The organism is Serratia sp. OLAL2, assembly GCF_002752475.1.
Classification (GTDB): domain Bacteria; phylum Pseudomonadota; class Gammaproteobacteria; order Enterobacterales; family Enterobacteriaceae; genus Serratia; species Serratia bockelmannii.
This window is the reverse complement of record NZ_MSTL01000019.1, coordinates 540,051-566,402: the sequence shown is the minus strand read 5'-3', so window position 1 is coordinate 566,402 and position 26,352 is coordinate 540,051. Positions and strand designations below refer to the sequence as shown.

Genomic DNA, 26,352 nt, shown 5'->3' with positions numbered 1-26,352 from the left:
TGGGTCCTTATTAACGTAATTTTTGGCGCCAGGCGTTAAGCACGTCTGTGCGGGTAATCAGGCCGAGGAAGCGCTCGCCGTCGAGCACCACCGCGACGTGGCCATGGTTGAAGGTGGCCTGTAATTCCTCGTAGCCGGCTTCCTTTTGCAGCGTCTGGACCTGCTTGGTCATCGCGCTGCCGGCCGGCAGGCTGAAGTGGGCGGCGTCGGCCTGGACGGCGTTCAGCAGATCCCACTCATCGATCAATCCGACCACCCGATCGCCTTCCAGCACCGGTAGCTGCGAGATGTCGTACAGCCGCATGCGGGCGTGCACGATCGCCAGCGTGTCGTCCGGCGCGGCGGAAACGGCGGCGCCTTCGTCGTGGCGATAGGCGATCAGATCGCGCAGATCGCCGTGCTGCGGTTTGCTCAGCAGGCCCTGCTCCAGCATCCAGTGGTCGTTATACATTTTAGACAGGTATTTGTTGCCGCTGTCGCAAACGAAGGTCACGACCCGCTTGGGTTCGGTTTGCGCACGGCAGTAACGCAGAGCGGCGGCCAGCAGGGTGCCGGTGGACGATCCCGCCAGCACGCCTTCCTTGCGCAGCAGATCGCGCGCGGTGATGAAGGCCTCCGCGTCGCCGATGCGGTACGCGTGGCGGACCTGGTCAAAGTCGCTGAGTGGTGGGACGAAGTCTTCGCCGATGCCCTCAACTAACCAACTGCCCGCTTCGCCGATGTGGCCGTTGTCGAGATAGTCCGCCAGGATAGAGCCGGCAGGGTCGGCGAGCACAAATTCCGTCTGCGGCGAAACGTCGGCGAAATAGCGGCTCAGCCCGCCCAGCGTGCCGCCGGAGCCGACACCGACGACGATAGCGTCCACGTCATGCTCCATCTGCTGCCACAGTTCGGGCGCGGTAGTGGTCGTATGGGCCGCCGGATTGGCCGGGTTGTTGAACTGATCGATATAAAAGGCGCCGGGGATCTCTCCAGCGAGGCGTTTGGCGTAATCCTGATAGTAAGCCGGGTGCCCTTTGCCGACGTCCGAACGGGTCAGCAGCACTTCCACGCCCAGTGCGCGCAGGTGGAAGATCTTTTCGCGGCTCATCTTGTCCGGCACCACCAGCAGCAGCTTATAGCCTTTCAGCGCCGCTACCAGCGCCAACCCCAGGCCGGTATTGCCGGCGGTGGCTTCGATGATGGTGCCGCCCGGCTGCAGTTTGCCGTCGCGCTCGGCCTGTTCGATCATCGACAGCGCGACGCGGTCTTTGATCGAACCGCCGGGGTTTTGGTTCTCCAGCTTGACGAACAGCCGGCATGGGCCGGTATCGAACTGGGTCAGTTCCAGCATCGGGGTATTGCCAATCATCTCGATGACGGAATGGGGGATCGCCATGACTCATCTCCAGGATTATTCGGTATAAAAGTCGTTGTGCGGATGATAGCGCTGAGGATAAGCGCTTTAAAAAGAACAAATAACGGTTCTATATGCCATTATGGAATATATTAATCTTTTTTGGACGTATGGAAGCGCGGATGTTTAGCGGTGCAGATGCTTGGCCGTGTAGCCGTGGGTGGGTGCAAAAATGCGCGTCTCGATGCTTTTTTGAACGATAAGCGGGGGGCTGCGTACAGTTATGTAAAAATGCTGAAAATTCACGCTAAACCCTGCAAAAATAAGATAAATCACATAAACTCACAGCAAGGGCATTTTCGGTGCGTTGTGTTACCCGCTATGGGCGCCGCAGGGGGTTGCGGCCGGCATGCGCGCACCGGGCCACTCTCGCTGGTTGGCTTAAAACGTGAACATGTTTGAAAGTTAACGCTATTTCAATGGTTTGAATGGACACTCTGGCGACGTCATGATGAAAAAAAACTTATCCACTTCCCTGAAAAAACTGACCTTCAGCGTAGGCATCCTGTTGCTGGCTGCCCCGGCCGTGCGCGCCGCCGAGCCGCCGGCGCCGCCGCAGGTAGACGCCAAGGCCTACATTCTGATGGATTACAACAGCGGCAAGGTGCTGACCGAAGGCAATGCCGACACCCGTCTCGATCCCGCCAGCCTGACCAAGATCATGTCCAGCTACGTGATCGGCCAGGCGATCAAGGCCGGCAAGATCAAGCCGGAAGACATGGTCACCGTCGGCAAAGACGCCTGGGCGCCCGGTAACCCGGCGCTGCGCGGCTCTTCGCTGATGTTCATCAAGCCTGGCGATCAGGTGCCGGTGCTGGAACTGAATAAGGGTATCGTGATCCAGTCGGGTAACGATGCCAGCATCGCGCTGGCAGACTACGTGGCGGGCAGCCAGGATTCGTTCGTTGGCCTGATGAACAACTATGCCAAATCCCTGGGCCTGCAGAATACCCACTTCCTGACGGTGCACGGCCTGGATGCGGAAGGGCAGTACAGCACCGCGCGTGACATGGCGCTGTTGAGTCAGGCGCTGATCCGCGACGTGCCGGACGAATACGCGCTGCATAAAGAGAAAGAGTTCACCTTCAACAAGATCCGCCAGATTAACCGCAACCGTCTGCTGTGGAGCAGCAACCTGAACGTCGACGGTATCAAGACCGGTTACACCAGCGGCGCCGGCCACAACCTGGTGGCGTCCGCTACCGACGGACCGATGCGTCTGATCTCGGTGGTTTTAGGCGCGCCGAGCGATCGCGTGCGCTTTAGCGAAAGCGAAAAGCTGCTGACCTGGGGCTTCCGCTTCTATGAAACCGCGACGCCGATCAAGGCCGATAAACCGTTCGTCACCCAGAAAGTGTGGTTCGGCGACGTCAGCGAAGTGCCGCTTGGCGTGGCGAAAGACGCCTCGGTCACCATTCCGAAAGGGCAGATGAAAAACCTGAAGGCCAGCTACAAGCTGACCCAACCGACGCTGGAAGCGCCGCTGGCGAAAAACCAGGTGGTCGGCACCATCGATTTCCAGCTGGACGGCAAAACCATCGAACAGCACCCGCTGGTGGTGATGCAAGAGGTGAAAGAGGGCAACTTCTTCAGCCGCATCTGGGATATGGTGATGATGAAGCTGAGCCAGTGGTTCGGCGGGATCTTCGGCTGAATAGCCTGATGTAAGGAGCGCCCCGGGCGCACCATCCTCGACCAAGCCGCAACGGAGACGTTGCGGCTTTTTTTCGCGAGTTTCTGCGGCGCGGTGATTAAAAGTAGTCCACCAGCATGGTGGCGCCGCTGGTGAAATCGCCTTCCGCCAGGGTGACGGCGCTGTTTTTTACCGGCACCGCATCAAGCGTCGGCGGATTGGCGTAGTCGATGTCCAGCGGCGTATTGATGGCGAAGGCCTTACCGTTGGCCAACAGCTTGATGCCCAATCCATTGACGCTGCTGGTTAACACGCTGCCGTCGAAGGCCGCCGCGCCGCCCATGATCTTCATTTTCAGCTGGCGGCTGTTATCCAGAAACTCGCATTTGATGCTGTAATCGATGCGTTGCATATAGCGGTTGCCGTCGATGCGCTTGATGCCTACCTTGCCGAAGTCGATATCGATGGTGCGCCCGTCGTTGATCACGCAAGGCGGAGGCGCCACTACGGTGGCGGTGATGTTGACTTTGGTGCCCTGATCGGCGGCCTGAGCGGCCGAGCTAATCAATTCCAGCGCCAACAGCAGGGCGCAGCCCGTTTTTATCGTCATGTTCATTCTGGCTCCCGTCTCAAGGTGCGCTGAAGATCAGCGTGGCCGAGCCCGACAGCGGACCGGTGGCGATGCTGGTGTAAGGGACATTGTTCTTCACCGGCACAAAGGTCACGGTATCGTTACCCAGACCGTTGACGATGCGTGTTCTGAAGGCATTGTTGGGTTTCACCACCGCGCCGTTATACACCATCGCCACGCCGACGTTAGGATTGGTGGTCTTGATAAAATCGCTGGAGAAGCCGCTGGCGTCGCTGACCATGCGGATCAGAATATCCTGCGTCGCACTCTGATCGTCGCACTGGTAGCTGAGCGCTTTGTCCTGTTTTATCTGGGCATCGCTGGCGCTTTGAGTCAGAAAGTCCTGGCGGATCTGGCCGAAGTCGACATTAATCTGCTGGCCGTTGTTGATGGTGCAACTGGTGGTGACGAAGTAGGCGTCGTTGTCGGCGATCAGGCGCCAGCGATAAACGCCGCACTGCGGACAACCCGGCTGATCGTTGGTCTGAATAAAGTTGATTTGGCCGATGACGTCGCCCTTGTTCACCTTGATGTCCGGCGTTGGGAAACGGTTCAACACGATATAGACCCGGATGGCGACAGACTGGGTCTGCAAGCCGGTGAGGCTGAGTACGCTGATGCCGGCAGGCACCGGGGAGTTATAGTCGCTGCCGTTGATGGTGGTGCCGCTGCCGATCGAGCCAAAAATCGCGCCGTTCATCGACAGCGCCGGGCTATCGGTTTTGAGATAGTCGTACCAGCTCGCGACGTCGTTTTTACAGGTGACCTGGCTGACGTTGACGATTTCGTTTTTGCCATAAGAAAGCTGTGGCCCGATGCGTACCCGGACGTCAACCGGCGTGGTCGAGCCCCCGGGTGGAATCAGTCCGCCATCGGACGTGCGGCAGGTAAATGCGTTGGCGTTGCCAAGCAGCAGGAAGAAAGAGAGTGCCAGGCAGCAACGTAAAAATAGCAGGGCTGTTTTTCTCACGATAATATCCCGATATATATAAATGGTGTGCGGCGTTACTCCGCAATGAAATATTGCCAATCAGGCCGGCTGGCCCTATTTATTCCGTTAAAGGAGAGTGAGATGCATCTTTGTTGGGTATGCCGTTGTTATCACCACCGTCCAGCAACGCGGTGGGATACCACCTCAACGAGTTGTTGATGGAGCCGTCCGTCACAATCACTTCTTGTCGGGCGACAAGATCCAATAACAGCCGTCGAGCCCGGTAAACACCGACGTTGACGGCATTGGCCAGTTGCCGCGTCGAGAGCCACTGCTGCTGTGGCGGCGGCCCGGCGACGGGACATTGACGGGGCGATTGCGCGAATAATGTTTGCAGCAGATCGTGCTGCAATTGCCGTATTTCCTTTTGTTTCGGAGATAACGCTTCCATAGCACTTCCTCTGTATTCCGATTGCCGTATTCCTAAGAAAAAACAAACATTCGCCGCCTACCAACAACGAGGTAAAACGCGAACAAAGAAAATTCCTATCTATTTATCAGGATTGAAAAAAAAGGCGTTGCCCGCCCCGTTTTTACCTATGTTCAGGCAGGGGTGGCGTCACGCAGAAACCTAAAATTTTGGTTTATTATATTCACAAAGCGCCACTTTGCGATCTGATTACTTGTGAATCTCGCAAAAACAGGATATTGCTCTATAAAAGTATTTTTTACGATCTATGAGCCTAAAAATAACAGTAAATTAACTTCAATTAGGAAATAAATTGCGAATGTTCGCCTTGATCAAAAAAAGCCTTTTTTTGCTGAGAGGCATTTGCCAGAATATTCATCGCCGAACAAGAAGGGCGGATTAGAAAGTATTGGCCCTTGCTCGTTGTGATTTCGTTTATTTTTATAGGGCGAATTCATTAATGGGTGGGCCGCTGCAGACTTGCCGTTATCGACTTTTTTATTGTCGGTGCCTTTGGGGTTTGGCAGTTAACCAACTAGCAAGATGCTAAAGAATTAGGGCTGCGCACATATAAGCGCGAGCAGGTTTCCTGTGGCTCTTTTTCTTGATTGGAATATGCATTTTTTCTTATAAGGAATATAGGTTCTATGAAACTTAACAAAATCATGATGGCTGCAGTGATTGCATTTGGCGCAAGTTCTTTTGCACAGGCAGCCGATCAGGGACACGGTAAGGTCACCTTCACGGGCTCTATTATTGATGCGCCATGCTCTATTGCGCCTGAGTCGATCGATCAGACCGTAGATCTGGGCCAGGTGTCCAACGTGGCGTTGAAAAACGGCGGCAAATCCAACCCGCGTCCGTTTGAAATCAAGCTGGAGCAGTGCGACATCACCACCCTGAAAACCGTTAAAACCACCTTTAGCGGCGTAGCATCGTCTACCGATAAGGATCTGCTGGGCATCGCGGGCACCGCCAGCGGCGCCGGCGTAGCTATCTCTTACAACGGCCAGCCGATCAAACTGGGTGAAGCGACTACCGCGCAGACTCTGAACACCGGCAACAACACCCTGCATTTCGCCGCCTACCTGCAGGGCGAAGGCGCTTCCGCCGCCATCGTTCCGGGCGACTTCACCGCCGTAGCCGATTTCACCCTGGCTTATCAGTAAGTGAGTCCGAAGGCTTAATCAACCAGGCATGGGGCTCGCCACATGCCTGGTGAATCTCCCTGTCAAAGGAATGTCGCGATGTTTTTACCAAGGAATCGAGCGGGTGCCGTTCTTTTGGCGTCGTTGGCGTTTGCGCCCGGCTATGCAACTTCCGCCGCGCAGGGGTGGGGCAAAGTCAACATGCACGGCGCCATTATCGACACCGCCTGCGCCATTGCCGCCGGCAGCCGCGATCAGACGATCGATATGGACACTCTTCCTCTCGGGCAGATCATTCGTGACGGCCAGGGGATGACCAAACCTTTCAGTATTGAATTGGTCAACTGCATTTTGGAACGGCCGGAAAACAAACCTGATTGGAAATTCTTTCAGGTCACGTTTGATGGTTATGCGGAAGGCGCTCTGTTTGGCGTACAGGGCGAGGCGCGCGGCGTCGCATTGAAGATAAAAGACAGCAACGGCACGCCGGTTATTCCAGGGAAACCCTTACCGATGGAAGGAATAATACCGGGAAATAGAGTGCTGAATTATTCCATGACGTTGATGCCGAATCATCAGCCGTTGAAGGCGGGAGCGTATTTTTCCACAGTGCGTTTTAAGCTGGATTATTTTTGATTTTTTCTCGTACTGACGGTTAATTCGTTATTGAAAGGACTTTTATTATGCTTTCACCGGCAGGGAAGTTATTTCGTCTTCAAGCTTTGGGGCTCTGTGTTGCCCTTTCTCTGGGAAATCCGATCGCGTTGGTCTATGCCGCCGACGTTATTCAATTCAATACTGACGTATTAGACATCAACGATCGTAAAAATATCGATCTGAGCCAATTTACGCGCAGCGGCTACATCATGCCGGGCGTTTATACCATGGTGGTGCACGTCAATAAGAACGACCTGCCGGAACAGCCGGTGACGTTTTTGGCACCTGAGAACGATCCTAAAGGCAGCGAAGCCTGTCTTTCGCCGGAATTGGTCAACCAACTGGGGCTGAAAGAAAAACTGTTAAGCACGCTGAACTGGACGCACGGCGGCCGTTGCCTTGACGCCTCGAGTCTGGCGGGGATGGAAGCCCGCGGCGATCTTGCCAGCTCCTCGTTGTATCTCAACATTCCTCAGGCCTATCTGGAATACAGCTCGGAAAACTGGGACCCGCCTTCGCGCTGGGATGACGGTATTCCTGGGCTGCTGTTTGACTATAACGTTAACGCCCAAACGCAAAAACACCAGAAAGGCGGCAGCAGTTACAGCCTGAGCGGCAACGGCACCGGCGGCGCCAACCTGGGCGCCTGGCGTCTGCGCGCCGACTGGCAGGCTAACCTCAACCATCAGACCGGTTCTTCTCAGCCTACCGATAAACAGTTCGACTGGAGCCGCTATTACGCCTACCGGGCGATCCCGGCGCTGCGTTCGCGGTTGACGATGGGTGAGGATTACCTGAACTCCGACATTTTCGACAGTCTGCGCTTTACCGGTGTCAGTCTGCGATCCGACGACAGCATGTTGCCGCCCAACCTGCGCGGCTATGCGCCGGAAGTGACCGGCGTGGCGAAAACCAACGCTAAGGTGGTGGTCAGCCAGCAGGGGCGCGTGCTGTATGAAACGCAGGTGGCGGCGGGGCCGTTCCGCATTCAGGACATCAATGACGCCGTTTCCGGCGAGCTGGACGTGCGCGTCGAAGAGCAAGACGGCAGCGTGCAGGAGTTCAAGATGAACACCGCCAACATCCCTTATCTGACGCGCCCGGGTACGGTGCGTTACAAGCTGGCGACGGGCAAACCGTCGGAGTGGGGGCACCATCTGCGCGGGCCGATGTTTGGCACCGGCGAGTTCTCCTGGGGGATCAGCAACGGCTGGTCGTTGTACGGTGGGGGCATCGCCGGCGGCGATTATAACGCGCTGTCGCTGGGGATCGGGCGCGATCTGATGGCGCTGGGGGCGCTGTCGTTCGATGCCACGCAGTCGCGTGCGCGTTTGCCGCAGGATGGCACGCTGACCGGCGGTTCGTACCGGCTGAGCTATTCGAAGAACTTCGATGAATACGACAGCCAGGTCACCTTTGCCGGTTACCGCTTCTCCCAGGAAGATTTCATGAGCATGGGGGACTACCTCGATGCGCGTTACGAAGGGGGACGCAGCGGCAAGAGCAAGGAGATGTACACCATCACCTTCAACAAACAGTTCCGCGATCTGGGGCTCAGCACCTATCTCAACTACAGCCACCAAACCTACTGGGATCGGGCGCCGAACGATCGTTACAACCTGATGGTATCGCGCTACTTCGATATCGGCGATTTCAAGAACGTCAGCGTTTCGCTGTCGGCCTATCGCAACCGTTACAACGAGCGCAACGACGACGGGATGTACCTGTCGCTGTCGCTGCCCTGGGGCAGCGCCGGGACGCTCAGTTACAACATGACGCTCGATCGCGAAGAGAACGCCCATCGGGTCGGGTACTACAACCGGGTTGATGAACACAACAACTATCAGATCAGCGCAGGCGCCGCGCGCAGTGGGGCGACGGCCAGCGGGTATTACAGCCATCAGGGCGATATGGCGCAGATCAATGCCAACGCCAGCTACCAGGCCGGCCGGTACAGCGCCGTCGGCATCGGCGCGCAGGGCGGCCTGACGATGGCGGCGGAAGGAGCGGTGCTGCACCGCGTCAATACGCCGGGCGGCACGCGCTTGCTGCTCGATACCGAAGGCGTCGCCGGTGTACCGGTACGTGGCTATGGCAGTACGGTGCTGACCAACCGTTACGGCAAGGCGGTGGTGGCGGATGTGAACAGCTACTACCGCAATAAGGCCAGCATCGATCTCAACAGCCTAAGCGACAACGTCGAGGCGACGCGTTCGGTGGTGCAGGCCACGTTGACCGAGGGGGCTATCGGCTACCGCAAGTTTGAAGTGATTGCCGGCGAGAAGGCGATGGCGATCGTCAAGCTGGCGGACGGCAGCGAGCCGCCGTTCGGCGCCACGGTGCTGAATGCCCGTAAGCAGGAGACCGGCATCATCAATGACGGCGGCAGCGTTTACCTGTCCGGCCTCAACCCCGGCGAGCGCATGAGCGTGCACTGGAACGGCGCGGCGCAGTGTGAAATCCAGCTGCCGGCGCCGCTGCCGGCCGAAATGTTGATGAATACGCTGCTGCTGCCTTGCCGTCCTCTCACCGGTAACAAGCCGGCGGAGAACGCCAACTGACATACACCCGGCGGAGTGCGCTCCGCCGCTAAACCGCCGGGGCGGGCTCGCCCGCTTCCGGCCGACTGGAACCGTGAAGACATGATGAATCTGACTATGACCAGAAAGACCGTTTTCCTTGTGAGCCCGCTCGCCGCCGCGTTGACGATCGGCGCGGTCAGCCTGCCCGCTCATGCGGCCATTGCGCTGGATCGCACGCGTGTGATTTTCGACGGCGACCTGAAAACGGTCAGTCTCAACATCAGTAACCAGAACAAACAGTTGCCTTATCTGGCGCAGGGATGGATCGAAGACGATCGCGGCAACAAAATCCAAACCCCTTTTACCGTGCTGCCGCCGGTGCAGCGGGTGGAGCCGGGCAAACCGAGCCAGGTGAAGATCCAGTCGCTGCCGGCAGCACGTCAGCTGCCGCAGGACAGGGAGACGCTGTATTACTTCAATCTGCGCGAGATCCCGCCGCGCAGCAATAAGCCGAACACGCTGCAGATAGCGTTGCAGACGCGCATCAAAATGTTTTATCGCCCGGCGGCGCTCGCCCCGAAAAAGAACGCCGCACCGTGGCAGGAGCAGCTGACGCTGACCCGGCAGGGCGACAAGTACGTGGTGAACAACCCGACCCCTTATTACGTGACGATCGTTGAGGCGAGCGCCGGCAAGGGCGGGAAAGGGGCCGCCGGCTTTGAACCGTTGATGGTGGCGCCGAAGGCCAGCGCCCCGCTGAACGTCTCCGCCGCGAGCCTCGGTAGCGGCCCGTCGCTGGCGTACATCAACGATTACGGTGGTCGGCCGCAGTTGAACTTCCGCTGCGGCGGCAATGCCTGCCAGGTCGTACCGGTCGCCAAATGACGATCCGCGCGCAAGCAGGGAAGACAGAGTGAACACAGCGGAGTGAACGAATCATGCAACGAAAGATCCCCATGCTGTTGGGAAAGGCCTATGAACGTCATCAGCGACGCACTATCGGCCTGACGGTGTTGGCCGCGCTGATGGTACCGCTGACGGCAGGCACGATGCTGATGCTGATGCCGCCGGCCCGCGCGGTGGACAACTGGGACGTGGAGGGCGCGAATGGCACGCTCCACGTCTACGGCGCGTTAACGGAAAGCGCCTGCAGCCTGGAAATGACCACCGCTCGTCAGGAGGTTTGGCTGGGGGAGACCGGAACGGCGCACTTCCAGCGTCCGGGCGATCGCGGCACGCCGGTCGCCTTCGAGCTGACGCTGAAAGACTGTCTGCGGGCGCCGGCGAGCAACCGCGACGCCTGGACTGGGGTTCTGGCCTGGAGCGGCAGCCAGCCTGCGGTGTCCGTCGCGTTTTCCGCGCCGACGGATGACGACGCGCCGGGTCTGGTCAGGGTGGCCGGCGTCACCGGATTGGGGTTGCAGTTGGCGGATGCCCGCGGCCTGCCGGTCCGCCTCGGCGCGCGCAACAAACCGATCTTGCTGACGCCGGGGCAAAACACCCTGACGTATACGGTGACGCCGGTGCGCACCCCGGCGACGCTGAGCGCCGGCGCTTACCGCGCGGCGATCGATTTCCGTCTTTATTACGACTAATACGCCGCTTGCGCCTGGTAGGCGCAAGCACAACCAAAGGGAGTGGCGTCATGCGCGCAACAGAGACGAACCGGCGCCGAAGCGCGCTGTTGGGGGCAGGCATGGTCATGGCGGCCGGCATGATGGCGCAGCCGGCGGCTGCGGCGGAAAACATGCGCTTTCACGGTACGCTGGTGGCCGAGCCGTGCGTCATTCAGCCGGGGGATGAGGACATCCAACTGGATTTCGGCACCATCGTCGACAAATACCTGTACCTGAACACCCGCACCCACAGCCAAACCTTCGCGTTGCACCTGACTGAATGCGATCTCAGCCTGGGCAATACGGTGGCCATTACGTTTACCGGCACCGAGAACGCCAAACTGCCCGGCCTGTTGGCGCTGGATGCCGGCAGCCTGGCCTCGGGGATCGGCATCGGGCTGGAGGACAGCACCGGCAAGGCGCTGCCGCTCAATCGCGCCAGCGATAAATTCCGCCTGAATGCCGGCAACACCACGCTCACGCTGCAGGCCTATGTGCAGGGGGAGCCGGAGGCCATCCAAACGAAGTCCATCGGCCGCGGCACCTTCAGCGCGGTGGCCACCTTTACGTTGGAATACGAATAAGCGTCTACAAGGACAAAAAACGCAATGATGATAAAGCTCCTCAATCGCGCCCTGCGCATGGGCCTGCTGTGCCTGTTGGCGTTGAGCGCCGCCGCCTGTCAAAACCAAAAGTCGGGCAAGCCCGCCGTGAACACCAAAAATCAGGCTGTGCAAGCTCCGTCAGAAGAGGCTTTGCGCAAGCAGCGTGAGGCCGAGCAGCTGCGGCAGTGCCAGCAGCAACTGGGTGCATTGCGCACGATCGACGAGAAACAGTATCAGCGCTACAAACAGGCCTTCGACAGCCTGATGAGCGGCGCTTCGCAGTACGCCAACCTGCGCGCCAGGGTAAACGGCGACACGCAGGAGACGGTGGATGCGCTGTATCGCTACAAGGTCAACTATCTGTGCGCCGGGGTGAATCAGGCGGTGCTAACCGGGCTGGCGGATCGCGGGGAGCAGGTTAAATGAGGCTGCGCCTGCTGGGCTGTGCGGCTCTGCTGTGCACCGGCGTCGCGCAGGCGGACGACGGCGTGCCGGCGCTGCTGCAGTTTGCCGAGCAGTATCAACGGCAGAACACCGCGCCGAAGAGCGAAAACGCGGCGCCCGCCGACCGCGAGGCGGGGCAAAAAAAGCGTGAGCCGGCAAAGCGTCCGCCGGACACCCACCAGCCTGCTTCATCGGCCAAAGCTTTTACGCTGAGCCAGGAATTATTGACGCGTGACCAACAGCTGGCGCGCCAGCGAATGGAACTGACGATGTTGCGCCAGGAACTTACTGCGCTGCGGGCGGAGAAAGCGGCGCCACCCGTCGCAGCGTTGCCGGACTCGTCGACGCTTCAACAGTGGATTGCCGGGCTGGGCGCTGCCTGGCGAGGTTCGCCCGACGCGCAGCGCGCCGAGGCGCTGTTGCGTCAGGCGACGCAGGAAACCGCCAAAAGCAGAACGACGGCGGCGCAGGCCGAACGGCGCGTCACCGAACTTGAGTCTGCCGCGCAGGCATCGGCACAGACGCTTGCACAACGCCAACGCGAGCACCAGGAGGCGTTGCACGCTCTGCGCGCCGCGTTGGAAGAAAGCGAGCAGAAGCGGGCCGGTGAGCAGAAGGCGACTCAGCAGGCGCGCGAAGACCTGCTGGCGTTGCGTAAGCGGCTGCAATGGGAGATGACGCCGGAGCAGTTGAAGGATGAACGGAAACGGTTGTCCTATGCGGCGGGCAGTGCGCTGGGGCGGGATATTCAGGGGTTGATGACGGAGCGTCAAAGCTGGGGGGTACCGGTGGACCGCGACAGCCTGTTGGCGGGCGTTATCGACAGCGTGGCGGGGCGTTTGCAGCTGCCGCCGGATGAACTGAATACGCTGACGGCGCAGGCGGATGCCGCCGCCGTGGCCGCGCGTGAGAAACGCGTTAACCAGCAGCGGCGGCGCGATGAAGATTATCTGGCGCAGTTCAGTCAACAAAAGGGCGTAAAGCAGTCGGCGATGGGCTTCTGGTATCGGGTGGATTACGCCGGGGAGGGCGCGCTGGCGCCAACGGCGGTGGTCGATGTCGTGGTGAAAGAGAAGCTGACCGACGGCACGGTGATCCAGGATATGGATCTGAGCGGCAAGGTGCTGTCGCAACCGCTGTCCGAATACCCGCCGCTGTTCCGGGAGGCGATAGGTCATCTGCACAACCACGGCTCGTTGACGATGGTCGTGCCGCCGGCGCTGGCCTACGGTGAAACCGGCTACCCGCCGAAGGTGCCGCCCAACGCCACCATGGTTTATGAATTGCGCATCGACAACAGCCAGGCGCCGGCGAAGGGCGTCCAGGCGGTTAAACGGGAAGCCGACACGGCGGGAGAACAGGGATGAACACGATGATAAAAATCGCGCTATTTGATGAGAATCGATACTTCAGCGCCGGTTGGCAAGAGGCCCTGGCGCTGCATTTCAGCACTTACGGCAAGCGCACGCTGTTAGTGGATGCGCGGCAGGTTCACGAAGCCGATCTGGTGTTCTGCTATTTTCCTCCCGGCGTGCAAAGCTGTTTTTGTCACCTCTCTGAGGCGCAGCCCGCGGGGCGTAAAACGCTGTATTTCTCGTTGCGAACGCCGGAGGGACGGCATAAACGCACCGTCGGTAACCGCTGCTCGCTGGAGACTGGCGTCATCTACCACGATATGCCGTTGGTTTCGGCGCTGTATCAGGTGAGCGCCGAGCTGGAGCGGCGCAGCAAATGGCCGGGCAGACTGAGCTGTGGCAGGAGCTGCGTATGCCAACACTGGGGCCTGACGCTGCGCGAACAAGAGATCATGCGCTGCATGACGCGGGAGATGGGAGTCACGCAAATCGCCCGGATGCTGGACATTAGCGTGAAGACGGTCAGCAATCACAAGATGAGCGTCATGCGCAAAATGGGATTCCGGCGTAATGCCGAACTTTACGGCTGGCTGCGGCACAGCGCTCGTCCCGGGGCTGTGGGGCTTCGCGCGGGTATTCAGCCCGGCGTTGCGGCAGGAAAGGATCGCTATTGAAACGGCGCCGGCCAAGTCACACCGGCTGGCGCCTTAAGTACCTCGCCGTGGCGATCAGTTGCAGGCCACGACCTTGATCGCCAGCCCGCCCTGTGAGGTTTCGCGGTATTTGGCGTTCATGTCTTTGCCGGTCTCGTACATGGTTTCGATCACCTTATCCAGACAAACCCGCGGTTCGCTGGTCCGGCGCATCGCCATGCGTGCGGCGTTGACCGCCTTAACGGCGGAAATGGCGTTGCGTTCGATGCACGGCACCTGAACCTGGCCGGCGAGCGGATCGCAGGTCAGCCCCAAATGGTGCTCCATGGCGATCTCCGCCGCGATGCACACCTGCGCCGGGCTGCCGCCGAGCAGCTCGGTCAACCCGGCCGCCGCCATCGAACAGGCCACGCCCACTTCCCCCTGGCAACCCACTTCGGCGCCGGAGATCGAGGCGTTCATCTTGTACAACGCGCCAATCACGCCGGACGCCAGGAAGTAGCGTGTGTAGGAGTTGGCGTTCACCGGGCGGATGAACTTGTCGTAGTAGGCCAGTACCGCAGGGATAATGCCACACGCGCCGTTGGTCGGCGCGGTGACCACGCGGCCACCGGCGGCGTTCTCTTCGTTGACCGCCAGCGCGAACATGTTGATCCAATCGACCACGTTCATCGGATCGATATTGTTCTTGTCGCCGGTCACCAGAATGCGTCGCAGCGCGGCGGCGCGGCGCGGCACTTTCATCGGGCCAGGCAGCAGGCCTTCGGTGTTGATGCCGCGCTCGATACCGGCGCTCATCACCTGCCAGACGTCGGCGAAATGCGCGTCGATGTCCGCTTTGCTGCGCAGCGCCAGCTCGTTCTGCATCACCAGGCCGGACAACGACAGCCCGGTGTCTTTGCAATGCTGCTGCAGATCGTGCGCCGATTTGAACGGGTAGGGCACCGGCGTGGCGCCCTCGGCAGACTGGCCGAAGTGTTCTTCGTCGACGATGAAACCGCCGCCGATCGAGTAATAGGTTTTGCTGTGCAGCAGGCGTTCACCGGCGAAGGCACGGATGCGCATGCCGTTTTCGTGCAGAGGCAGGTTGTCGCTGTGGAAGTTCATGCCGCCGTGCAGCGGAAAATCCACCTCGTGGTGGCCGTTGGCCAGCGGCAGGCGGCCGCGCTGTTCCACGTCGCGGATAAAGCCCGGAATGCTGTCGATGTCCACGTCGTGCGGCAGGTTGCCGGCCAGGCCCATGATGATGGCGATGTCGGTGTGGTGGCCTTTACCGGTCAACGACAGCGAACCGTAGACGTCGACCACCACGCGGGTGGTGTCCTGCAACTGCTGGTGGGCGATCAGATCGTCGACGAACTGTTTGCCGGCCTTCATCGGGCCAACGGTGTGGGAACTGGATGGGCCGATGCCAATTTTGAAAATATCGAAAACGCTGACCATGGTCTCGCCTCCTTCTTCAGGTTTCAGGCGGTGAATACGGGAAATGGGGGAGTGCGGGAGGGCCGGCGCGCAAGCGGCGCCGGCCGGGCGTGATTAGCCGAGCAGGCTGAACACGATAGCAGAGATGGCGATCAGACCCATCACAACCACGAACACGTTGCTGATGTGGCCGCTGTACTTGCGCATGGCAGGCACTTTACGAATGGCGTACATCGGCATCAGGAACAGCAGCATGGCGATGATTGGGCCACCCAGGGTTTCAATCATGCCCAGGATGCTTGGGTTCAGGGTGGCGACGATCCAGGTGGTCACCAGCATGAAGATAGCGGTCATGCGGTTCAACTTGGCGGTGCTGACGGTTTTGCCACGGCTCTTCATCGATTTGGCAACCAGACCGTTGAAACCTTCACGAGCGCCGAGGTAGTGGCCCAGGAACGATTTGGTAATGGCGACGAAGGCGATAACCGGCGCGATGTACTCGATCATCGGGTTGTTAAAGTGGTTAGCCAGGTAAGACAGAATCGAGATGTTCTGCGCCTTGGCTTCCGCCAGGTTTTCCGGCGTCAGGCTCAGCACGCAGCTGAACACGAAGAACATCACGGTCAGCACCATCATGATGTGTGCATAAGCCAGAATGCGGGAGCATTTCTTCTCGGCATCTGCGCCGTACTCTTCGCGTTTGGCGACGGCGAAAGCGGAGATGATCGGCGAGTGGTTAAAGGAGAACACCATTACCGGGATTGCCAGCCACAGGGTCATGATCAGGCCGTGGCCCATGCCGGTACCGCTGCCGGACAGCGACACGTTTTCGAAGATGGCGCCGGTCCAGTTAGGGATCAGGTATACCGCCAGCAGCATCAGCACCGCCACGAACGGGAAGACCAGAATGCTCATGGTTTTCACGATGGCCTGCTCACCGAAGCGCACGATGGTCATTAGGCCGACGATCAGGATCAGCGACAGAATGGCGCGCGGCGGCGACGTCATGCCCAACTGGTGGGTAATGAAGCTGTCGACGGTGTTGGTGATCGCCACGCTGTAAACCAACAGAATCGGGTAGATGGCGAAGAAGTACAGCAGGGTAATCAGTTTACCGGCGGTGATGCCGAAATGCTCTTCCACTACAGCGGTGATGTCTTCACCGGGATTTTTGCCGGACAGCACGAAACGGCACAGGCCGCGGTGGGCAAAGAAGGTCATCGGGAAAGCGATGATGGCCATGATGATCAGAGGAATCAAACCGCCGATGCCGGCGTTGATGGGCAAGAACAGGACGCCTGCGCCGATGGCGGTGCCGTACAGGCCCAACATCCACATGGTATCCGTTTTACGCCAGGTACTGCTGGAGCCCGAGGCCGCAGAGGCAATTGTGCCGGTCTGTGTAGTGTCCATAAATATCTCCGAAGTGAACACGAATTTAAAATTAAAAGGCAAAACTTAAGGTTAAACCGTCAAACGTCCTATTCAGGCAACGCTTGCGGTAAGAATCAGGTGTTGCTTGCGGGGATGTTTTGGCGTCCCCCTGGTTGTTTATTGTGTTCATTACCAAGGCACAGCGCCGGGTAATTCACTAAAGACTTTCCACCGTCACGGGTGATAAAAGTCGTTACCGCTGCCGACAGGTCATTGCCTGTCGATTTTTGTTGGCGGCAAGATAACGATTTACAGTAGAAACAACCGTGATCCTGCTCTCAAATGCGTAATATGTGCAGTTATCTGCTTTTTTATCGATTTTTCGCGCATTTGTTGCACATTTGTGTAAGATTTTGTGCTGAGAACGCTCTCATAAAATTTTCTGCGATTATGCGGCTTGTACAATAATTAGCCGGATAAAGCGCTGTGCTCAGCAGCAAGCCGAGCAATATATTTTATGCGTGGTTTTGGATCTAGCGAAAAACCCGGATTAAGCAGTTTTAGTGATGTGGATCACATTATGTTTTTAAGGTAAATTGAATTTATCTTTTTGTTTTTAATGATTTTTATTTAAAATTCACCGCTAGTAACGAAGGGAAATTACTTACGTGGTTAGCGGATAAAAATGCGTAACCATTCATCATATAAATAACAGATAGCTAACAGGTATTGGTGAGATTTGCTGCAATCGCGTAAACCGCCGTTTATTTAAACTTCCTGGCCTTTGGTACGATTTATCATATAAAAGCCATAAATAGCCGTTAATTCACCCAGCCGACCGCGTGTTTAGCCTGCGAAAAAATAATCACGCGGGTGAGCTGTTGCATTTTATTAACCTGATGTTGCGTGCGGATAAGCGAAAAACGCGAATTGATTGCGCATTATTTGTTCATTTTTGGGTGAGGAAAGAGGGATATCGAAACGGTGCGCCGTCGGTTATGACGGCGCTGAAGGCGGATTAATAGCGGATAGCGATGGCGTTGTCGTTGAAGAATGCCAGGAAGTCGGCGGCCGGTTGGCGGTCGGTGATCACCCGATCGAATTGTGTCAGGGGGCCGATGCAGGCCGGTTTGGTTTTGCCGAATTTGCTGTGGTCTGCCACCAGGATCTTTTGCTGCGCCATCGCCATCGCGCGATGCTTCATCTCCAGTTCGTCGAAGTTGAAGCAGGTGGCGCCGTGCTGCAGACTGAGGCCGGCGGCGGAGATAAAGGCGATATTCGGGCAGATATGATCGAGCTCGTTACGGCCGCTGACGCTGGAAAAGATGTAGTTGTTCGGCTTGAACTCACCGCCGCACAGGACCACTTTGCAGTTCGGTTTGTCCTGCAGCGCCAGGAAGGTGTTCAGCGAATGGCACACGGCGGTGAAGGTCAGTTCGTCGGCGATGGCGTCGATGATCGCCGGGGTGGTGGTGCCACAGTCAAAAAACACCGTGTCGTTTTCATTGATCAGCGGCGCTGCCAGCAGGCCGATGCGCCGTTTCTCCGTGACCTGTTTGGCTTTTTGATCGGAAACGAAGTAGTTGGTCACGCCGTTGCTGCGCGGATCGGTCACCACGTAGCCGCCGAGCAACACCACGGCCGCCGGTTCGGCGCTCAGATCGCGGCGAATGGTCATCTCCGAGACCCCCAGCAGCGCGGCGGCTTCTTTCAGGTGGATCTTGTCAGCGCGTTTTAACGCCTGAACTAACCGGTTAATACGTTCTTCGCGCCGCGTTTCCATAGATCCGTCTTCCCACAGGTAGTAGAGGTAAAGGGGCGTGCCGGCATTTCCGGCGCTAAACACAACAATGCGGGGCAATATCGGGCCGCATCAGCCGCCCGTATTGTCCCGCATCGGAGTGTATGGCCATGCCCGTCAGGGCAAGCCGACGATCAGTAGCTGCCCGCCGCCGGCTGGGCGCCGGATACGATGGCGACGCCGGAGCTGGTGCCGATGCGCGTGGCGCCGGCTTTGATCATCTTCTCGGCGGTGGCGCGATCGCGCACGGCGCCGGAAGCTTTCACGCCCATTTCGCTGCCCACAGTCTCACGCATCAGTTTGACGTGCTCTTCCCGAGCGCCGCCGGTGCTGAAGCCGGTGGAAGTTTTCACGAAGGCCACATCGAGTTCGCGACACATTTCACAAACCTGGACGATCTGCGCATCGCTGAGCAGGCAGGTTTCCAATATTACCTTCAACGGGATCGCCGCGCAAACCTCGCGCACGGCGGCGATGTCGGCTTTCACTTCGTCCAGCAGGCCGCTTTTCAACCAACCGACGTTGATCACCATATCGATCTCTTGCGCGCCGGCGGCGATCGCCGCTTTGGCTTCAAAGGCTTTGGCAACGGTCAGGCCGGCGCCCAGCGGGAAACCGATCACCGAGCAGACTTTCACGGTGCTTTCCTGCAGCAGTTGGGCTGCCAACGGCACGTAGCCGGAGTTGACGCACACCGCATAGAAGTTGTGCTGCTGCGCTTCTTCGCACAGCTTGGCGATCTGCAGTTCGGTGGCGTCCATCGCCAGCAGGGTGTGGTCAACGTAGCTGGCGTAATCGATGGTTTCGGTGGTCATCGCGATTCCTTAGTGAGGTTAAGACAGTAAGCGGGATGGATAATGTGAAAATAATAACATTCAGATGCCGATAAACCTAGCGATGTTTAAAAATGTCGACCAGATCGTCGCTATCAGGCTGTTATAGGTATAACTTAAAGGCGTTTTATTTGTTATTTAAATAACATTTCAGGGCTCGCGGCCTGCGCGGGCGAAACGTCGAGGGAAAAAAGATGAAGATCAACATCGATCTGGCTCCTGAAGCTTTCGGGGCGCATCGGCAGGAACTGTTCCGCAATGCGGATTTCGCGGTGAGCACGCATCGCTGCACAGAACGCGGGCCGATGCTGACGTTGGCGAATCACCGTGGCGCACTGACGGTTTTACCGTATCAGGGCCTCGCGATCTGGGACGCTGAGTTTGACGGTTACTCGCTGAAGTCGGGCCGCCGCAGCGTGCGGGGCGCCGGCAGAAAGCGCGCTGACGACGCTGCGTTCTATCCCGCCTGGCCGCATCAGGACGGTGAGCCGCTGCAGATGCAACGCGTGTGGATCCAGCTGGCGGGCGATGAGCTGACGTTGCACGGCGAGGGGGAGCGGGCGGGCGGGCGTTGGCGCATCGGCCCGGCGCTGCGTCTGGCGGCCCAGAGCGCGCAGTTCGCCATAGAGATGAAGGTCACCAATCAGGCCGAGCGGCCGCAGCCGCTGCGCTATGTTTGCGGCCTCAACTATGACTGCATTCCTGATGCGGTATTCCGCCAGAACCTGCCGACGCCGGCTTTATTAGGGGATACGATCGGGCAGGAACTGTTGTGCTCCGACGATCTGACGCGCTATGTGGATCAGGCCGAATTCTTTATGCTGGCGCCGCAGGGCCGGCGTTATGTGACGCGTTTTGCCACCGAACAATTCAACTATGGTTTCCGGCGCATCGCCGTTCAGGGCAACAGGCAGTTACTTTCCTTTATCCAGCCGGCGAACTGTCGGCCGAACGCGCCAGAAGGGGAGGAAGGAGTGATGCTGGGAGCGGGAAAAACGCGGACGTTCTGTGTGACTACCGGCGTGGTGTGAAAGCAGGGGCGGTAACGCCCCTGTCATGTTGTGCGGTTACTCTTTCACCCAGCCGCGGCGAATGGCGAAGGCAAACAGGAAGCGATACAGGCGCGACAGCTTGTCGGCGAGGACATCGCCGAACAGATTCCATACCAGCTGCGCGAACAGGCAGCCGACCAGGCCGAGCAGGAAACCGCCAACCATATCCAGCGGCCAGTGCACGCCGAGGTAAACGCGTGACCAGGCGATGCCGGCGGCGACAATCATCAGCAGCGCGCCGGACCAGACCCGGTGCCAGAACAGGAATGCCAGCGCAAAGGTAAAGATGGCGGTGCCGTGATCGCTGGGGAACGAGCTGTCCGGCGCGTGCGCCAGGAAGGTATAGCCGACGCCGGCGACGAACGGACGCTCATGCGGCAGCAGCGCGCCGATAGCGGAGGCGGCAAGCATGGCGAACAACAGCGCGATCGTGGTTTTCGCCACCACTTCGCGCTGTGAAACCAGCTGGCTTTGCGGCCCCCACAGCCACAGGCCGACGATCAGCAGCGGCACGATAATGATAAGATCGCGCGCCAAAAAGGTGGCGAAATCGATCATCCATTCGGGAGACGTCGGGGTCGCATTGATCCAGGCGAAAAGAACATGGTTTAGCTGCTCCATAACCGTTACCTCATCTTGCGGCGCCAATAGCCGCTAATCATCCAATAAATAGCCAACTGGCTTAACCAAACCCACCAACCCGCCCACAGGTTATGGGTAAGAAAATGTGCGCCACGCATGATCTGACCAAAGCCCATCAACATGCCGAGCGCAATGCCGCCGCACCAGCACCACCAGGCCAGGCGCGGACGCTGCGGATAAAACAGGAAAAACAACGCCATCACCGCGAAACCGCTCGAGGCGTGCCCGCCGGGGAAACAGCGACCGGGGCCCGGCAGCGCCGGTACCGTGCCGAACAGCGGGAAGGACATCGCCTTGCCGCCGTACTCAATCAGATCCCACGGACAGGAGTGCGCGCTGGTGGCTTTGAGAATGCCCACCACCAGCGGGCCGATACCAATCAGCAGCATGGTTACGATCAGGCGCGCGCTGCGGCGATAGAGGCCCCAAAACAGTGTCAGCACCGCCCCTACGATCACTATCTGCTTCAACAGGCGGTGATTGATCAGATCCAGCCAATAATTGTTTTGCCACGGGAAATGCCCGCTGGCGGCATCGTACCAATAATTGCTGATCGCCCAGTCCAGCTGTTCGTTACGGGAGAGCCATAGAAACACCAAACCGCTGATCAGCAGGCCAAAAACTTGCCAACGGTAAAAGGATGCCGACAGGGAGTAAAGGGCGGTTGTCTTAATTTGCGGTGTCGTTGAGGATTGATTTAATGACGATTCTGGATTCACGCGCAGGCTCAGTGACAGGATTGAATGACGTTACTGTAATAATTCTGTCTTAAGAAAACCTTAGTCCGCCGGTAAGAAAACCCTATCTGATACACTTGCTTGTACGGAGGTAATCGCTGGTTTTTCTCGTCTTAACCCGAGGGTGCGCTGGCTAATTGCTCCAGTTAACGGTTTATATTAGGCGATTGTCACTATTGATTACCTATTGTAAAGAATATTAAACCTGTGGCGAGCTTAGCGGTAGTGTATTAGTTTATAGACGGATTATTTGACAAAATGTAGGGATAAAACATGAACAAGGCATCCGTTGTATTTTCCGGCCTGCTGATGGCCGTTTCCGCTGGCGCTATGGCGGCGACCTCTGGCGATGACGCAGACATGAGCAAACAGCCGCTGGAAAAAGTCGCGCCTTACCCGAAAGCCGAGAAGGGCATGAATCGCCAGGTGATCTACCTGCCGAAGCAAGAGCACGAAGAGAACTACAAGGTAGAACTGCTGATCGGCAAGACGCTGGAAGTGGACTGCAACCGCCATATGATTGGCGGCACGTTGGAGACCAAAACCCTGTCCGGCTGGGGTTATGATTACCTGGTGCTGGAGAAGCTGTCTGAACCGGCCTCGACCATGATGGCCTGCCCGGACAATACCAAGACCAAGAAATTCATCGCCGCTAACCTGGGCGACGCCGCGATGCAGCGCTACAACAGCCGCCTGCCGATCGTGGTGTATGCGCCGAAAGACGCGGAAGTGAAATACCGCATCTGGAAAGCCGAAGACACCGTAAGCCAGGCTGAGCAGAAATAACCGCCGCCTGACGCCGCTCCGCTGGCCATTCCCGGTTGGCGGAGCCTTTCTCCTTCCTGTCTCCTTATCATTCCCGCATCTTTGACACTCGACTGATTGCTTTCGGACGTGGCTTTTAGCCGCAACATGGCAACGAAATACGCTCTTCACATGGCACAGGAAGCACGCAGCTGCATGGATGGGAGAGGATGCGCGCGTATAGAAATAGAGCAAAGAAATCTTTACTGAATTGTGATAATTTTGCCCATACCCTATTTAGGCGTGACACAGAAGATAAGGATATCCAATGCGTTATCGTTCGCTAACGCTCGACGAAACCAGAAAAAGTCGCCCATCTGGCGAGCTGCACTGTGATGGCGCGTCTGTGCCGACCACGGAACCTTACGAGTGGGCAGGCGCCGTATGAAACTGATTCATTTCTCCTCTGAACACACGGCGCCGGAAAGCTTTTCCAGGATACTTAACCCTACAGCAGCGCGGTATGAGCTGGAACGGCATTATCTGTTCGGCGGCGCAGCCGGCATATCGATAAGCAGCCGGTATCCGATTACCCGCAATACTCAATCCGGGATTGGCGTCACCGGTTATCGTGAGGACGTGGCTGTGAAGCGCAGCGTGCTCGATGAGATCAACCGGGGCGGCTTGCTGGCGATTGATCAGGGAATGGGCACCTGGACGCCGACGAAATATGCTTTTTACGTCGACGCGGAAGGCCGATTACAGCGCTACCCAGGCAGCTCTCTTCCCGCCTTTTATCCTATCGGGCGCGTGATCGCCCGCTATGAAGAAATGGTCAGCCGCTATGGCCACCGGGCAAAACCGACGGTGCTGCCAGCGAGGCAGAATACGACCCGGAATCCCCCTCTGCAGCAAGCCATCGCGACCGCAGTAGCAACCGTTGCCGCCACGGTGCAGGCCATCCGTCCGCTGACCAAGGCAGAACGCTGGCAAGAACGCCAGTACCTGATAGGGCGAGGCAACCGCAGCATTTACCCGGATGCGCGCATGGCGGCACAGCGCCTGGCGGAGAACAACGTCGCGGTCGAAAAGGCGAAGTTGGCTGAGAATGTTTACAAGACCACTAATCCGCTCAAGGACACGATAGACATCCCTGAAGGCTGGAAGGATATCAGTAACAATGATGGGGCGCTGGGCCGGCTTGGTTTGAGCAGTAACATGCTTTATGACAAACCAATGAATCCTGACTTTTTAGCCCGAGTTTATCAGCCAGACGAAAGTGTCTTTGGCAAGGCGATGAACCCGACGGTGGTATTCCGCGGATCGCGGGCACCAGAATTCCCGGAGGGAATAAGCCGCGCAACCCAAAAAGCCTTAATAAGGGGTGACTTATCAGGCATTAAAAATCTCAGTGACTGGAAAAACAACGGTGCTCAGGGAATAGGGCTTAATTCTGAATACTACAAAAAAGCGGTTGGTATTGGCGATAAAATTTCAAAGGTATCCAATATCGACGTTGCAGGTCACTCATTAGGCGGTGGCATGGCGTCTGCTGCCTCCATGGCCAGCGGCAAGCCAGCTTGGACGTTTAATGCCGCTGGATTGCATGCGGGAACCGTAGAAAAATACGGCGGCTCTATAATAGGCAGTGTCGATAATATTCAGGCGTATCGCGTAAAAGGGGAACTGTTGACCAAGCTGCAGGAGGTTGATTTGTGGGAGGATGCCAAAGACCTCAAATTTTATCCGCCGGCGGTGATGGCGAAAGAACGGTTGTCCCTGTTGGCGCCTGACGCCGTGGGAGTAAAACACACGCTTTCCGGTGGAACAGGCTCACTGCTGGATAAGCACGGTATAGACCAGGCGATACAATGCATTGAAAATGAAAAAGACGATGACATTGCCACAATCAAGGGAAGAATATGAAAAAACTTATTCTCATTATCACGATGGTAGTGTCTACGCTCATCATGCAAGGGTGCGAAAAAGGTATGGATTTACAACCGCAGGATTATTTTGACGGTCAGCAATTGGACATTGCCAAAGCCATTTATGATGGTGATAGGCCGCAGTTGGATAAACAGTTATCATCAGTAAACAAAGAGATCTTAAATCGTCCAGCTAAGGAAGAAATGACCTTATTGTTCTGGGCAATAAACAATGCCATCTATGATAAAACCACACCTGAAAGGCTGAAAATTATCACTGATTTGGTAAAAGCCGGCGCAGATCCTTTACAGCCTCAACCCAACACGCCAGGTAGCCCAGCTGAATTTGTTATGAAAGCGGATAAAGGCATCTGGATACAGGCTATGTTAGAGGGCGGACTTTCTCCAAATGCTAGGGATAAGGTTCATAATCAACCCATTATATTTAATAGCATCTTTGCAAAAAACACAGAAACATTAGAGGTCATGTTGGAGCATGGTGCTGATATAAATATAAGAAATTCACTGGGTGATACGCTGCTCATCGATGCTTTAGACTATCACTCCTATGACCATGTCATTCTTCTATTAGAAAAAGGCGCCGATAGCGATATAAGAGGCAACTCGGGTTGGACGATGGGCAATCAACTTCAACGGCTGATTAATAGGAGTCAGGACGGCAGTGAGGCGAAAGAGTCTCTTGAGCGCATCAGAGACGAGCTAATTAAGCGTGGTGGGAAATGGCCACCTCTCCCTGTCAGTAAATAAGCCGTTCTCAGTATCCCAAGGGGGTAGAGGGATACTGATACGGTAATAAAGCAAAGTTAGGCCGTGGTTATGTTAAAAATGGAGATGGCATGAGGCACAGCGCTCTTATCATTATCATATTGCTGTCGATGCTCATGATGCAGGGATGCGAACAAGGTAGGGATCTACAACCACAGGATTACTTTGAAGGGAAGCAGCTGGACATCGCCAACGTCATCTACGAGGGTGACAGGCAAAAGCTGGATAAGGTTTTACCGACGGTAAGCAAAGAAACGTTAAATCGGCCGGCCAAGGCGGAGATGACGTTATTATTCTGGGCGATAAATAACGCTATCTTTGACAAGAACACGCCCGAGCGGCTCAAGATCATTACGGATCTGGTCAAGGCGGGAGCAGACCCACTGCAGCCAAGAGCTGAGGGGGGGAGTAGCCCAGCTGAATTTGTTATGAAGGCGAATAAAGGCGTATGGATACAAGCTATGTTAGAGGGCGGGCTCTCTCCAAATGCCAGAGATAAGGTTCATAATCAACCCATTATATTTGAAAGTTTTGATGCGGCGAACACAGAAACATTAAAGATGTTAATTGCATACCAAGCTGATGTTAATATCAAAGGGGCTATGAACAGAACTCCACTAATTAATGCGCTGTATAACAGTTGCCCTGAGCACATTGAGGTTCTTTTGGCTCATGGCGCTAACCCCTTAGCCAAAGATGATTTTAATGACAACTTCCTTTCTTTGATTTCTGCGGAGATAGATAAAGGGGATAAGAGCAATGCGTATATAAAAAAGCTAATTAAAATTAAAGAAAAAATAAAACAGGTGAATTAGTTCGCCTCGGCTCTCATGGGGGACAATGCAGGTCTTCTTCCGGTGCAGTACCATGACGTGATGACATACAGGAAGATGACGGGATGAGCCACCAAAGAGCACCCAGCCGACAGCGACGAGAGTGCTGTTGTTAAGTACCGTTTGTGACGCCATCTCTT

25 protein-coding genes are annotated in these 26,352 nt (G+C 57.0%); 15 read left to right on the top strand and 10 right to left on the bottom strand.

What is annotated here, in order from left to right; genetic code table 11:
• Positions 1-10: 10 nt before the first annotated feature.
• Positions 11-1,378, bottom strand: coding sequence for a cystathionine beta-synthase (locus BVU99_RS20055; protein ID WP_043137826.1), 1,368 nt, complete (start codon positions 1,376-1,378; stop codon positions 11-13).
• A 466-nt stretch (positions 1,379-1,844) separates the two neighbouring features.
• Between BVU99_RS20055 and BVU99_RS20050 the strand changes: the two genes are divergently transcribed.
• On the top strand, positions 1,845-3,050 hold the full coding sequence (locus BVU99_RS20050; protein WP_043137823.1) for a serine hydrolase: 1,206 nt from the start codon (positions 1,845-1,847) through the stop codon (positions 3,048-3,050).
• 97 nt (positions 3,051-3,147) lie between these two features.
• On the opposite strand, the gene BVU99_RS20045 is transcribed toward BVU99_RS20050, so the two are convergent.
• The 3 genes from BVU99_RS20045 to BVU99_RS20035 all read right to left on the bottom strand — a co-directional run bounded on the left by BVU99_RS20045 (position 3,148) and on the right by BVU99_RS20035 (position 5,042).
• On the bottom strand, positions 3,148-3,639 hold the full coding sequence (locus BVU99_RS20045; protein ID WP_225735588.1) for a fimbrial protein: 492 nt from the start codon (positions 3,637-3,639) through the stop codon (positions 3,148-3,150).
• Between the two features lie 19 nt (positions 3,640-3,658).
• Complete coding sequence (locus BVU99_RS20040; RefSeq protein WP_244590515.1) at positions 3,659-4,522, bottom strand: fimbrial protein; 864 nt, start codon at positions 4,520-4,522, stop codon at positions 3,659-3,661.
• 187 nt (positions 4,523-4,709) lie between these two features.
• The gene (locus BVU99_RS20035) at positions 4,710-5,042 is read right to left on the bottom strand and encodes a hypothetical protein (RefSeq protein ID WP_025302211.1); all 333 of its coding nucleotides are present in this window, start codon (positions 5,040-5,042) and stop codon (positions 4,710-4,712) included.
• A gap of 665 nt (positions 5,043-5,707) precedes the next feature.
• Between BVU99_RS20035 and BVU99_RS20030 the strand changes: the two genes are divergently transcribed.
• From BVU99_RS20030 to BVU99_RS19990, 9 genes are all read left to right on the top strand, one after another.
• Positions 5,708-6,229 carry a fimbrial protein gene (locus tag BVU99_RS20030; RefSeq protein ID WP_025302212.1) on the top strand — a complete coding sequence of 174 codons (522 nt, stop codon included), beginning with the start codon at positions 5,708-5,710 and terminating at the stop codon, positions 6,227-6,229.
• Positions 6,230-6,307: 78 nt separating this feature from the next.
• Positions 6,308-6,844, top strand: a complete 537-nt coding sequence (locus BVU99_RS20025) for a fimbrial protein (RefSeq protein ID WP_025302213.1) — start codon at positions 6,308-6,310, stop codon at positions 6,842-6,844.
• A gap of 47 nt (positions 6,845-6,891) precedes the next feature.
• The gene (locus BVU99_RS20020) at positions 6,892-9,426 is read left to right on the top strand and encodes an outer membrane usher protein (protein WP_075201352.1); all 2,535 of its coding nucleotides are present in this window, start codon (positions 6,892-6,894) and stop codon (positions 9,424-9,426) included.
• A 96-nt stretch (positions 9,427-9,522) separates the two neighbouring features.
• A complete protein-coding gene (locus tag BVU99_RS20015; RefSeq protein ID WP_244590512.1) occupies positions 9,523-10,272 on the top strand; it encodes a fimbria/pilus periplasmic chaperone in 750 nt (249 codons plus the stop codon).
• A gap of 71 nt (positions 10,273-10,343) precedes the next feature.
• Positions 10,344-10,982, top strand: a complete 639-nt coding sequence (locus tag BVU99_RS20010) for a fimbrial protein (RefSeq protein ID WP_038629099.1) — start codon at positions 10,344-10,346, stop codon at positions 10,980-10,982.
• A 50-nt stretch (positions 10,983-11,032) separates the two neighbouring features.
• Positions 11,033-11,587, top strand: a complete 555-nt coding sequence (locus BVU99_RS20005) for a fimbrial protein (RefSeq protein ID WP_060447510.1) — start codon at positions 11,033-11,035, stop codon at positions 11,585-11,587.
• A 24-nt stretch (positions 11,588-11,611) separates the two neighbouring features.
• Positions 11,612-12,034 carry a hypothetical protein gene (locus BVU99_RS20000; RefSeq protein WP_060447509.1) on the top strand — a complete coding sequence of 141 codons (423 nt, stop codon included), beginning with the start codon at positions 11,612-11,614 and terminating at the stop codon, positions 12,032-12,034.
• Positions 12,031-13,419, top strand: a complete 1,389-nt coding sequence (locus BVU99_RS19995) for an FKBP-type peptidyl-prolyl cis-trans isomerase N-terminal domain-containing protein (RefSeq protein WP_099817572.1) — start codon at positions 12,031-12,033, stop codon at positions 13,417-13,419. The genes BVU99_RS20000 and BVU99_RS19995 overlap by 4 nt, the downstream gene beginning before the upstream one ends.
• A 5-nt stretch (positions 13,420-13,424) precedes the next feature.
• Entirely contained in the window at positions 13,425-14,081 is a 657-nt protein-coding gene (locus tag BVU99_RS19990) for a helix-turn-helix transcriptional regulator (protein WP_225735591.1), read from the top strand.
• A 54-nt stretch (positions 14,082-14,135) separates the two neighbouring features.
• Here the strand turns inward: BVU99_RS19990 and BVU99_RS19985 are convergent, their stop codons facing one another.
• From BVU99_RS19985 to deoC, 4 genes are all read right to left on the bottom strand, one after another.
• Positions 14,136-15,503: an L-serine ammonia-lyase gene (locus tag BVU99_RS19985; protein WP_025302221.1), complete on the bottom strand. Its 1,368-nt coding sequence runs from the start codon at positions 15,501-15,503 to the stop codon at positions 14,136-14,138.
• 93 nt (positions 15,504-15,596) lie between these two features.
• On the bottom strand, positions 15,597-16,895 hold the full coding sequence (locus BVU99_RS19980; protein WP_004938697.1) for an HAAAP family serine/threonine permease: 1,299 nt from the start codon (positions 16,893-16,895) through the stop codon (positions 15,597-15,599).
• A gap of 979 nt (positions 16,896-17,874) precedes the next feature.
• The gene (deoR, locus tag BVU99_RS19975; protein WP_025302222.1) at positions 17,875-18,639 is read right to left on the bottom strand and encodes a DNA-binding transcriptional repressor DeoR; all 765 of its coding nucleotides are present in this window, start codon (positions 18,637-18,639) and stop codon (positions 17,875-17,877) included.
• 152 nt (positions 18,640-18,791) lie between these two features.
• Positions 18,792-19,472 carry a deoxyribose-phosphate aldolase gene (gene deoC / locus BVU99_RS19970; protein WP_099817570.1) on the bottom strand — a complete coding sequence of 227 codons (681 nt, stop codon included), beginning with the start codon at positions 19,470-19,472 and terminating at the stop codon, positions 18,792-18,794.
• A 212-nt stretch (positions 19,473-19,684) separates the two neighbouring features.
• Here deoC and BVU99_RS19965 point away from each other — a divergent pair, with 212 nt between their 5' ends.
• Positions 19,685-20,521, top strand: a complete 837-nt coding sequence (locus BVU99_RS19965; protein ID WP_099817759.1) for a hypothetical protein — start codon at positions 19,685-19,687, stop codon at positions 20,519-20,521.
• A 36-nt stretch (positions 20,522-20,557) separates the two neighbouring features.
• Here the strand turns inward: BVU99_RS19965 and ybjG are convergent, their stop codons facing one another.
• Together ybjG and BVU99_RS19955 are read right to left on the bottom strand one after the other, a co-directional pair.
• On the bottom strand, positions 20,558-21,163 hold the full coding sequence (ybjG, locus tag BVU99_RS19960; RefSeq protein WP_099817614.1) for an undecaprenyl-diphosphate phosphatase: 606 nt from the start codon (positions 21,161-21,163) through the stop codon (positions 20,558-20,560).
• Between the two features lie 5 nt (positions 21,164-21,168).
• Positions 21,169-21,903, bottom strand: coding sequence for a phosphatase PAP2 family protein (locus BVU99_RS19955; RefSeq protein ID WP_025302226.1), 735 nt, complete (start codon positions 21,901-21,903; stop codon positions 21,169-21,171).
• 291 nt (positions 21,904-22,194) lie between these two features.
• Between BVU99_RS19955 and eco the strand changes: the two genes are divergently transcribed.
• The 4 genes from eco to BVU99_RS19935 all read left to right on the top strand — a co-directional run bounded on the left by eco (position 22,195) and on the right by BVU99_RS19935 (position 26,194).
• Positions 22,195-22,707 (top strand): serine protease inhibitor ecotin, encoded by a 513-nt coding sequence (gene eco / locus BVU99_RS19950; protein WP_033642514.1) that lies wholly within the window; start codon positions 22,195-22,197, stop codon positions 22,705-22,707.
• 402 nt (positions 22,708-23,109) lie between these two features.
• Positions 23,110-24,591 carry a hypothetical protein gene (locus BVU99_RS19945; RefSeq protein ID WP_049295314.1) on the top strand — a complete coding sequence of 494 codons (1,482 nt, stop codon included), beginning with the start codon at positions 23,110-23,112 and terminating at the stop codon, positions 24,589-24,591.
• Complete coding sequence (locus BVU99_RS19940; RefSeq protein WP_049207966.1) at positions 24,588-25,361, top strand: ankyrin repeat domain-containing protein; 774 nt, start codon at positions 24,588-24,590, stop codon at positions 25,359-25,361. The genes BVU99_RS19945 and BVU99_RS19940 overlap by 4 nt, the downstream gene beginning before the upstream one ends.
• Positions 25,362-25,450: 89 nt before the next feature.
• Entirely contained in the window at positions 25,451-26,194 is a 744-nt protein-coding gene (locus BVU99_RS19935) for an ankyrin repeat domain-containing protein (protein ID WP_049207969.1), read from the top strand.
• The last annotated feature ends 158 nt before the right edge of the window (positions 26,195-26,352 follow it).